Source organism: Stutzerimonas kunmingensis (genome assembly GCF_014764705.1).
GTDB lineage: Bacteria > Pseudomonadota > Gammaproteobacteria > Pseudomonadales > Pseudomonadaceae > Stutzerimonas.
Genome location: NZ_JACXXG010000011.1, coordinates 121950 through 132239 on the forward strand (window position 1 = coordinate 121950; position 10290 = coordinate 132239).

Sequence of the window (10290 nt, forward strand, 5' to 3'; positions counted from 1 at the left end):
CTTCGCGAGCGGGCACATCCTCGGCAGCTACGGGGCGTCGGTTACGGCCGCGCGTATATCATCGGCCAGCTGGCGTACCCGCGCTTCGCTGGTGTCCCACGAGCACATGAAGCGCGCACCGCCGACACCGATGAAGGTGTAGAACATCCAGCCGCGGTTCCTGAGCGCCTCCAGTGCCGATGGCGGCAGGCGGACGAAGACGCCATTGGCCTGCACCGGAAACATCAACTCGACGCCAGGCAACGGTTGAATCAACTCGGCCAGCAGCTGGGCACAACGGTTGGCGTGTTCGGCGTATCTCAGCCAGGCGCCGTTTTCCAGAAGCCCGACCCACGGTGCCGACAGAAATCGCATCTTGGAGGCAAGCTGGCCAGCCTGCTTGCAGCGGTACTCGAAATCGGTGGCCAGTTCGCGATTGAAGAACAGGATGGCCTCGCCGACCGCCATGCCGTTCTTGGTGCCACCGAAACAGAGCACATCGACGCCGGCTTTCCAGCTCAGTTCGGCGGGCGACATGCCCAGGTGAGCGCAGGCATTGGCGAAGCGCGCGCCGTCCATGTGCAGGTGCAGCCCCAGGTCCTTGCAGGTGTCGCTGATGGCACGCAGCTCGGCGGGCTGGTAGACGGTACCGACTTCCGTGGCCTGGGTCAGGCTGACCACGCGTGGCTTGGGGTAATGGATGTCCTTGCGCTTCAGGGCGATCTCGCGAATGGCAGCAGGCGTCAGCTTGCCCTGCTCGGTCCTGCCGAGCAGCAGCTTGGAGCCGTTGGAGAAGAACTCCGGCGCGCCGCATTCGTCCGTCTCGACGTGGGCGATGTCAGCGCAGATCACGCTGTGGTAGCTCTGGCAAAGGGACGACAACGCCAGGGAATTGGCCGCCGTACCGTTGAAGGCGAAGAACACCTCGCAGTCGGTCTCGAACAATGCGCGGAAGTGATCAGCCGCGCGGGCTGTCCATTGGTCGTCGCCGTACGCCCTGTCGTGGCCTTGGTTCGCCCTCGCCATGGCTTCCCAGGCTTCAGGGCAGATGCCGGAATAGTTGTCGCTGGCAAATTGCTGCTTGTCGGTCGTCATCAAATCCTCGTTATGGCATTGCAGGGCGGTTGGTGGCTGCACGTTACGTTGTAGAAGCCAGGACACGCGAGCGCAAACGGAGTGTCAGGCGAGCATGTACGGGGTGATGCCGGCGCCGCCCCGCCCTCGTCAGCCCCCACGCAACGTCGTAGCACAGCGAAGCGCCCAGCGCGGACATCACGGCGGCACATTTCACGATCGCCCACAGGGAAATTCAGTAACGCTGTGGCACCCTGCAGCGCGTGTTCTGAAAACCACGGCACGCTGAATCCCATCTAGTCTTTGACGACTCGCTGCGGCGAATCGAAAAGCGTCGTGCCCCACCCATCTCACCAACCAGGAGGGTTCATGGTCCATCCCAGTGTGTCGCAAAAACGTGCTGCCTTTCGTGCGCTGCACCAGTCCGGCTGCTTCGTCCTGCCCAACCCCTGGGACGCCGGCAGCGCGAGCGTCCTCGCAGGCCTCGGTTTCAAGGCGTTAGCGACGACCAGCTCCGGCTACGCCTGGTCGTGTGCCCGCGCCGACGGACAGATGCCGCGGGACGAGGTCCTGGCCCATATGCGCTATATGGTCCAAGCCACCCATCTGCCGGTGAACGCCGATTTCGAGAGTGGCTACGCCGATACGCCCGAAGGCGTGGCCGAAAGCGTGCACATGGCGGTCGGAACCGGCGTCGCGGGTATTTCCATCGAGGACTCCACAGGAGACCCGCGCGAGCCGTTGCGCGAGCTTGCCGAGGCCACCGAACGGATGTGCGCCGCGCGTGAGGCGATCGACGCTACCGGAGGTGAAACCTTGCTGATCGGGCGGGCCGAGAACTTCTTCGTCGATCGGCCTGATCTCGACGACACCCTTGCACGCCTGAAAGCCTATGCCGATGCAGGCGCCGACTGCCTGTATGCACCAGGCCTGAGAACCCGCGAGCAGATCAGCGCCGTCGTCGAGGCAGTATCGCCAAAGCCGGTCAATGTATTGATTGGCTGGAACAGTGACCTGACCGTTCAGGACCTCACAAACCTCGGCGTCAGGCGCATCAGCGTCGGCGGCGCCTTGGCCCGAGCGGCATGGGCCGGTTTTCTGCAGGCGGCACGGTCCATCGCCGAGCATGGCCGGTTCGATGGTTTTGCCAAAGCGGCCTCTGGAGCGGAGCTAGACGCGCTATTTGGCAAATGCGAAAGGCCCTGTTGATATGGGTAAGTAGACAAACCTAGCTCATCGGACTCCCGACAGCATGCGCCGCTTTTTTTAGGCCCGTGCACCGACCCATGTCGGCTCTGCTTGAGAGCGGCGCGCAGCACGTCAATGAAGGCTGGCGTTTCACGAGCGCTGACAGTGGGCGTCGACCGATGCAGCTTCCTAGCTCGTCGGACCCGTCGATCTCGAGCGACGGGTGCAAGTGAAGCCTCACCTCCCTTGTTAGAAAAACTCGCCGAGCAGCCGATAGAAATATGCACAGGCTGGATCAAAGAACTTCGATCCCATAACAGTCCAAAAACACCGAAATCCATTCTTCTCCCAGTTCCTCGGCGACATCGCGGCAGGTCAGCGTCAGATCCTGATACCGGTCTGCAACACCCCATCGGCGGCAATCGATCAAGCCCGAGAAGCGCCTCTTATCGACCATGAAGTTGGCCAGGCACGCATCGCCATGAGTGACTACCAGTTCCTCGACCGCAGGCCTTTGCTGCCGAAGCCGGGCGAATAACTCGTTCGAGGAAAGGCCGTGATGGTCATCATCGACGAGCGCCGCATCCATTCGGGCTAGCGCACGGCGAATTCTGTGATCTGCACGATGATCAGACGGGCAAGTCGACAGATCGAGCGCATGGAGCGTGCGCAGTACATCGGCAATTATCGCGACCTTCTTCCCGGGTCCGTGTGGTGATGACGACAGGTTTTCTCCCGGCACCTCACCCAAGACCAGCCAGTCCCGTCCCCTCGCTGATTGCTTCGATGACGCGCGGGCAGGCTATGCATGTGTTTTCCAACCAGCGGAGGCGCGCCGCTTCGTTCAGCAGTTCGCTGACCGGGCGGCTGATAGCCTGGGCACTGCTGCGTGTGGCTCTGCTTGTCCCAGGTTAGCTAGGTATTAACCTGATGGCACCCCCTTTCTCGCAATGGTCACTGGCTGCGCCCGGACATAAGCGGTCCCGAGCTGTGACCAGAAACGCCTGTGGGAACAAGGCTTTCCCTCGCGTAGAGCTTTTCAGAGCGCTCCATTGGTCGGCTGTCATGAAACAGCTACACCCTACACTTGGTCAGTTTCACTACCGTTAGCGGCCGCTCCGACCGCACGCTCTCTGGAGATTTTGATGTCAAAAAAGGCACCGGCCCGTCCCGCTGCGGCCCTGGAGTTCGATCCCTTACGCGTGCAACTCGAGCGGCTACGGAACGAGATGACGAGCGACGCCTGCCTGGCATCGCTGAAAAACATCCAGGTTCATGAGTGTTACAGGCAAAGCGCCGAGAACCTGCTGCAGTACCTATGTCTTCGTCGCCATGACTTGCGCGAGCTACAAGCGCAGCTTGCCGAGATCGGCTTGTCGTCCTTGGGCCGCGCTGAGGCGGCAATACTCGCAGCAGTGACGTCGGTGATGGGCATTTTGCAGCGGCTCGAAGAGCCGAACACCCAAGTGCCCACTGCCCCTGAACTTGGTCTGAACGAGGGTGGGCACCTATTGGCGGCTCACACCGATGCGCTGTTTGGAAGGTCCCATAGCGCACGCCAGGTTCGAATCATGGTCACCCTCCCCTCTGAAGCGGCGCACAACCGCGACCTCATCGACGCGCTGATCAAGGAAGGCATGGATTGCGCGCGCATCAACTGCGCACACGATGACCCAGACAGCTGGCGTGCGATGATCGCGCATGTTCGTGCGACGGAGAAAGCGCTTGGGCGTGAATGCAAGGTAGCCCTCGATCTCGCCGGGCCCAAGTTACGCACGGGCCCCATCGCAAAGGCGCCAGGTGTGAAGAAGGTACGGGCCAAGCGTGATTGTTATGGGCAAGTCATCAGCCCCGCCCGCGTTCGTATTACCTGGGCGACGGCAGCCATAAACGAGTCCGATACCGACCCATGCTTGATGGTTACAAGCGATAAAGCGCTGGCTGTCCGTGCTGGCGATACGCTTAGGTTACGCGATGCGCGAGGCTCGAAACGAAAGTTGAAGGTCATTGCGTCTGATGAGGAGGGGTGCCTGGCGGAGCTGAAGAAAACGGCGTACGTCACAGACGGCATGCAAATCAAGCAGCGTCGGGCAGGCAAGACTCATGGGCGAATGCACATTACAGGCTTGCCGCCACGCGAGCAGCATTTGACCCTGCGGGTTGGCGACCTGTTGGCGCTGACCGCTGACGACCAACCTATCGATCCACCGAGCAACGACAATGCCGAGACCGCAAGGATAGGCTGCACACTACCGCACGTATTGGCGGCGGTCGCAGCGGGCGACCCTGTTTGGTTCGACGATGGCAAAATCGGAGCGCGGGTGGAGAAAGCGTCGGCCGAGGCGCTGATCTTGCGTGTCACCCAAGTCGCACATGCAAGCGGCTGCGCCAAGCTGGCAAGTGACAAGGGCATCAACTTCCCAGACAACGCCCTCCCAGTCCGAGCACCGACCGAGGACGATATTGAAACATTGGCGTTTGCGGCGAAACACGCCGATATCGTTCAGATGTCCTTCGCCAACAGCGCCGAAGACGTGATTGAATTGCTCGATCATTTGGAACGGCTGGACGCAACACATCTTGGAGTCGTGCTGAAAATTGAGACCCGTGCCGGGTTCGAAAACCTGCCCACGATGCTGCTCGCCGGGATGCGATTGCCGCGATTTGGCGTCATGATCGCCCGGGGCGACCTGGCCGTAGAGACCGGCTTCGAACGTTTGGCCGAAATCCAGGAAGAGATACTGTGCCTGTGTGAGGCAGCCCACGTACCGGTGATATGGGCAACCCAGGTGCTTGAAAGCCTGGCTAAGAAGGGTGCCCCGGCGCGCTCCGAAATTACCGATGCAGCCATGAGCGTTCGTGCCGAGTGCGTGATGCTCAACAAGGGGCCTTACATTCTTAAGGCGGTGACGACCCTAAATGACGTGCTGCTCCGCATGCGGGAGCATCGCGCGAAGAAGCGGGACCTGCTTCGCTCGTTGCAAGTGGCTGGGCGGCAGAGTGCAACTCGTTGACTTGAAGACTGGAGTCGAAGGCAGGGCGCTGCAGGTAGGGTAGCGGTCACTTTCAGTGCCGTGGGCATCACGGTTTATCTTCGAGGGATGCTGGGAGAAAAAGGTCCTGAACACATCCTGTGAGCAGTCGATCTTGAACGGCGTCAAATCGATTGCCCCACGGTCGTTCACTTTTCGCTCCAGGTCGTCCGCGTTGACGTGGGCGTAGATCAACTCCGGCGCAAGGATGCGATTGATGGTGCTTTTGCCGGATCCTTTCGGTCCTGCGAAGACGCGCAGCCTAGGCACCGGCATCCTTTGGAGCCTCTCCACCGAGCAGATGTGCAATTCCGGCTTTCACTTTGCGGCGCGGCTTACACAGGCCCAAGATCCGCTCCGTGCGGTCGGCCAGCTCAGCGATGATCATGCCGTCGCGCGACACCACCACCGTTTGGCCGGACGATTTGGCTCTCTGGTAAGCCTGTCTCGTCGCCATCGAAGCCTTTCGCGGAATCTGCTCTTCCAGTTCTCGGGTGGCCCTCTTCCGAGAGCATCTTAGCAATAGTAGCCATCATTTCTCCCATCAGTCTTCTCGCTCGGGAGCTTCACTTCCTCTAGGGCATCGACGATGGCGCCGACCGCGTGCTGGTGCTTCAGGACATACGCTTGTACGGATTTACGTAGCAGCAGTTAAGTACGGGCATCCCGTTGCACCGAGCACGGCACTCTTCCTTTCTCGCAACCTATAGCTGAATCCTCTTTCAGGCCAGGTCTGGCAGCAGGAAGTTGCCGGGCCCTTGTTTATCCAGCGTAGGCACCTGGGCTTCGTCCTTGAGATCGACACCGGACAGTTGCCGTCGGCAGGCTTCGCGCATCAGGTACATCAGGCGGAAGGCGGCCATGCCGTAGCTCAGACCCTCCAGACGGACATTGGAGATGCAGTTGCGGTATGCATCGTTGAGGCCAACGCGTGGGGCCCAAGTGAAGTACAGGCCAAGGCTGTCCGGCGAGCTGAGCCCGGGCCGTTCGCCGATCAGGATCACCGTCATCTTCGCCCCCAGCCGCTCGCCCACTTCGTCGGCCACCGCCACGCGGCCCTGCTCAACGAGGGTGATCGGCGCCAGCGACCAGCCTTCGGCGGTCACCTGTTCGAGCACGCGCGTTAAAAAAGGCAGGCTGTGGCGGCTGACGGCAAGGGATGACAAACCGTCGGCGATGACGATGGCCAGGTCATGGCCGCCCCCGTGTTCCTTGACGTGATCATCCAGCAGCGCAGCGGACGCGTCGTCCAAACGCCGGCCGAGATCAGGACGCTGCAGGTAGGTGTGGCGGTCACTGGCCGCACTGTGCAGCAGCAGCGTGCCATGCCCCCGGGCGTGCAGTTCTTCACGCAGGGCTGCGTGGTCGAATGGCAGGTGCACAGCGTCTCGGGCCTGGGCATGGGCGAACTGGAAATCGAGCTGGGCTCCGGTCGGCAGGCTGATGCCGGCACGGCCCAGCGCGATGCGCGCGGGGGTCAGCTGGCGCAACTGTTGCCACGGGTTCTCTGTGGCAGGGGTGTCATCGGTCATACGTACCTCTGCATGAGTGAGCGAAATCAGGAAAGTTGTGCCAGGGCCTGACGGAAGGCGGATGGCAGCTCGTTACCCAGGCGCAGTTGGCCGTCGCGCTGCTGGAAGATGCCCATGTGCGCCAGCCATTGCTCGAACTCCGGTGCCGCGCGCAGACCGAGCACCTTGCGCGCGTAGAGTGCGTCGTGAAAGGAGGTGGTCTGGTAGTTGAGCATCACGTCGTCCGACCCAGGAATGCCCATGATGAAGTTGATGCCGGCAGCGCCGAGCAGCGTCAGCAGCATGTCCATGTCGTCCTGGTCGGCTTCGGCGTGGTTGGTGTAACAGATGTCGCAGCCCATGGGCACGCCGAGCAGCTTGCCGCAGAAGTGGTCCTCCAGACCGGCGCGGATGATCTGCTTGCCGTTGTAGAGGTATTCCGGGCCGATGAAGCCAACCACGGTGTTGACCAGGAAGGGATTGAAATGACGCGCCACCGCATAGGCGCGGGCCTCGCAGGTCTGCTGATCGACATCGTGATGGGCGTTGGCCGACAGCGCGCTCCCCTGCCCCGTCTCGAAATACATCAGGTTGTTGCCGAGGGTGCCGCGCTTGAGACTCAGGCCGGCCTCGTATCCTTCCTGGAGTACCTTGAGGCTGATACCGAAGCTGGCGTTGGCCGCCTCGGTGCCTGCGATGGACTGGAACACCAAGTCCAGCGGCGCGCCACGTTCAATGGCCGCGATGGAGCTCGTAACGTGGGTCAGCACGCATGACTGGGTGGGTATTTCGTAGCGCTGGATGACGGCATCGAGCATCTCCAACAGGGTGCAGATCGAGCCCATGCTGTCGGTGGCCGGGTTGATGCCGATCATCGCATCACCGTTGCCGTAGAGCAGGCCATCGAGCGTGCTGGCGGCGATGCCGGCAGGATCATCGGTGGGATGGTTGGGTTGCAGGCGGGTGGACATGTGGCCGCGCAGGCCCATCGTGTTGCGAAAGCGGGTGACCACGCGAATTTTCTGCGCAACCAATATCAGGTCCTGGACACGCATGATCTTCGACACCGCCGCCGCCATCTCTGGCGTCAGGCCGGGGGCCAGGGCGCGCAGGCTGGCCTCGTCGGCATGATCGCCCAGCAGCCAGTCGCGCAGACCGCCTACGGTCAGGTGGCTGACCGGGGCGAAAGCGCTGCCATCATGGCTGTCGATGATCAGTCGGGTGACTTCGTCGCGTTCATAGGGAATCACCGCTTCGAGCAGAAACTGCTTGAGCGGCACATCGGCGAGGGTCATCTGCGCTGCCGCGCGTTCGGCGTCGCTGGTTGCAGCGACGCCCGCCAGGCAGTCGCCAGAACGCAGCGGACTGGCCTTGGCCAGCACCTCGCGCAAGCTGTCGAAACGCCAGGTCTGGCCACCGATGCTGTGGGAATAGGTTGCCATGGTCGGGCTCCTGTTTTCAGGGTGAACGGCGACCCGGCGAGCACGCTGCCGATGAGGGCGTTAAGCCTCTTGCGGCAGCAGTGGCCCGCTTTAGGGGTCGTCGGGGTTCAGGCGTGGGCGGCGGCTTTCGGGATCGGCAGAGAGCCGTCGTGTAGCGATGAGCCCGGATATTCATCCGCATCGATGATGCCGGCGGCGCGATCCTGCTGCTCCAGCTGCAGCGCCTTGGGTACCGAAAGCCAGTAGGCAAGCCCCACGGCAGTGAAGCCGGCGAGGATCTTGCCGATCAGCACCGGCAGGATGATGGTCGGCTGGAAGTTGGCGGTGAACGACAGGTGATCGCCCAACAGGAAGGCCGCGCACACGCCGAAGGCGATGTTGATCACCTTGTCTTTCGGCGGCATGAAGCGCACCAGACGAAACATCGCGAGGATATTGGCGATGGTCGCCAGCATGCCGGCGCTGCCAACGGCGCTCAGGCCGACCCTGCCGCCGAGCGCTTCCAGCGGCCCACCGAGGTACTTGCGCAGCAGGTAGACCATTGGAAAGGCACCGGCCAACATGATCCCGATGTAGCCGGCCGTTTCCAGCGCGCGGGTCTGATCCTCGGCATCGGCGATGATCGGGTGGAAGCCCCAGCCGCCGAAGATCACGGTGAAGAAGCCCGTGAAGTACTCGACGATGGAGAACACCAGCACCAGTTTGATCATCGCATCAAGGCCGCGTCCGAAGGCGATAAAGCCCTTGATCATCAGGTCCGGCAGAAAGCGCAGACCGGCTGCCAGCGCCACCACGAAGACGATGATCGGCAACAGGTTGGCGAAGATGCCGCCAAGGCTCATTGCCAGCTGATAGGTTGCCTCACCGTTGGTGGCGACCACCTCGCGCACCGCGGGGTTGCTCAGCATCAGCACGACGCTGGCGATCAGCACACCGACTGGGATACTGAGGATACCCGACATGATGCCCAGCGCCATGTACTTGTGGTCACGCTTGTCGAGCATGGCCAGACCCATGGGGATCGAGAAGACGATGGTCGCGCCGCCCATGAAGCCGGTGATCAGCGCCATGATCAGCGCTTCCTTGCTTTCAGTGAGCGCGGCGGCAAGGTGGTAGCCGCCCATGTCCGAGGCGATGATCATCGTCGCTGCCAGCGCCGGGTCGGCGTTCAGCGCATCGAAGAACGGCCCGAACACGCTCTCGATCAATACCGTCAGGTAAGGGATGGAGGCCATGATCCCGGCTGCCGGGACGAAGATGTGCCCCGTGGCATGGATACCCTCCATGAACTCGCGGCCGAGGCCTTTTTCGCTATCGCGAATGGCTGCGAAGGCCCCAAGGACCGCGCAGAACATGATGACGTAGAGGACGTAATTGCCGATCTGATCCATTGCTTTGCCCTTTTATTGTTTTTACCAGGCGCCAGAGACCCATCCTCGGCGGCAGCTCGCTACCACTGGAGAAGGAATCACGGAGTTTCATGCGCCGGGGCTGAACGCACACAAGCCAGCCCCGGTGTTCTGCTTTAGAAGAAGCCCAAGGGATTGATGTCGTAGCTGATCAGCAGGTTCTTGGTCTGCTGATAGTGGTCGAGCATCATCTTGTGGGTTTCGCGGCCGACGCCGGACTTCTTGTAGCCACCGAAGGCGGCGTGCGCCGGGTACAGGTGGTAGCAGTTGGTCCAGACGCGACCGGCCTTGATGCCACGGCCCATGCGATAGGCGCGGTTGATATCGCGCGTCCAGACGCCGGCACCCAGGCCGAACTCGGTGTCGTTGGCGATGGCCAAGGCTTCGGCTTCGTCCTTGAAGGTCGCCACACCGACCACGGGCCCGAAGATCTCTTCCTGGAATACGCGCATCTTGTTGTGGCCTTTGATCAGCGTTGGCTGCACGTAGTAGCCGGTCGACAAGCTGCCTTCGAGCTTCTCGGCGGCGCCGCCGGTGAGGATCTGTGCGCCTTCCTGCTGAGCGATCTCCATGTAGGAAAGGATCTTGTCGAACTGCTGCTCGGACGCCTGGGCGCCAACCATGGTGTCGGTATCCAGCGGGTTGCCACGCTTGA

8 protein-coding genes are annotated in these 10290 nt (G+C 61.8%); 2 read left to right on the top strand and 6 right to left on the bottom strand.

All coding sequences use genetic code 11. The features are described 5' to 3' along the window. Positions 1–27: 27 nt before the first annotated feature. Positions 28–1074 (bottom strand): threonine aldolase family protein, encoded by a 1047-nt coding sequence (locus IEG05_RS11240; RefSeq protein WP_046620035.1) that lies wholly within the window; start codon positions 1072–1074, stop codon positions 28–30. Positions 1075–1422: 348 nt separating this feature from the next. Between IEG05_RS11240 and IEG05_RS11245 the strand changes: the two genes are divergently transcribed. Continuing rightward, a complete protein-coding gene (locus IEG05_RS11245; RefSeq protein ID WP_046620033.1) occupies positions 1423–2262 on the top strand; it encodes an isocitrate lyase/PEP mutase family protein in 840 nt (279 codons plus the stop codon). A gap of 274 nt (positions 2263–2536) precedes the next feature. Here IEG05_RS11245 and IEG05_RS11250 read toward each other — a convergent pair whose 3' ends face one another. Beyond that, a complete protein-coding gene (locus IEG05_RS11250) occupies positions 2537–2983 on the bottom strand; it encodes a phosphotransferase (RefSeq protein WP_235399905.1) in 447 nt (148 codons plus the stop codon). 403 nt (positions 2984–3386) lie between these two features. On the opposite strand from IEG05_RS11250, the gene IEG05_RS11255 reads away from it, so the two are divergent. Next, complete coding sequence (locus IEG05_RS11255) at positions 3387–5255, top strand: pyruvate kinase (RefSeq protein WP_046620031.1); 1869 nt, start codon at positions 3387–3389, stop codon at positions 5253–5255. A 740-nt stretch (positions 5256–5995) separates the two neighbouring features. Here the strand turns inward: IEG05_RS11255 and eutC are convergent. The 4 genes from eutC to IEG05_RS11275 form a co-directional block, all read right to left on the bottom strand. After that, complete coding sequence (eutC, locus tag IEG05_RS11260) at positions 5996–6805, bottom strand: ethanolamine ammonia-lyase subunit EutC (protein ID WP_046620026.1); 810 nt, start codon at positions 6803–6805, stop codon at positions 5996–5998. 26 nt (positions 6806–6831) lie between these two features. Further along, on the bottom strand, positions 6832–8226 hold the full coding sequence (locus tag IEG05_RS11265; protein ID WP_046620023.1) for an ethanolamine ammonia-lyase subunit EutB: 1395 nt from the start codon (positions 8224–8226) through the stop codon (positions 6832–6834). A 107-nt stretch (positions 8227–8333) separates the two neighbouring features. Beyond that, a complete protein-coding gene (gene eutH, locus IEG05_RS11270; protein ID WP_038659562.1) occupies positions 8334–9617 on the bottom strand; it encodes an ethanolamine utilization protein EutH in 1284 nt (427 codons plus the stop codon). Between the two features lie 134 nt (positions 9618–9751). Further along, the coding region (locus IEG05_RS11275; protein WP_191122060.1) for an aldehyde dehydrogenase family protein at positions 9752–10290 on the bottom strand (539 nt) is incomplete at its 5' end.

What these genes read in the sequence shown, in the direction of transcription:
- IEG05_RS11255 (WP_046620031.1), top strand. Translation starts at nt 3,387, where the DNA reads ATGTCAAAAAAGGCACCGGCCCGTCCCGCTGCGGCCCTGGAGTTCGAT.
- IEG05_RS11245 (WP_046620033.1), top strand. Translation starts at nt 1,423, where the DNA reads ATGGTCCATCCCAGTGTGTCGCAAAAACGTGCTGCCTTTCGTGCGCTG.
- eutC (WP_046620026.1), bottom strand. Translation starts at nt 6,805, where the DNA reads ATGACCGATGACACCCCTGCCACAGAGAACCCGTGGCAACAGTTGCGC.
- IEG05_RS11240 (WP_046620035.1), bottom strand. Translation starts at nt 1,074, where the DNA reads ATGACGACCGACAAGCAGCAATTTGCCAGCGACAACTATTCCGGCATC.
- IEG05_RS11265 (WP_046620023.1), bottom strand. Translation starts at nt 8,226, where the DNA reads ATGGCAACCTATTCCCACAGCATCGGTGGCCAGACCTGGCGTTTCGAC.
- eutH (WP_038659562.1), bottom strand. Translation starts at nt 9,617, where the DNA reads ATGGATCAGATCGGCAATTACGTCCTCTACGTCATCATGTTCTGCGCG.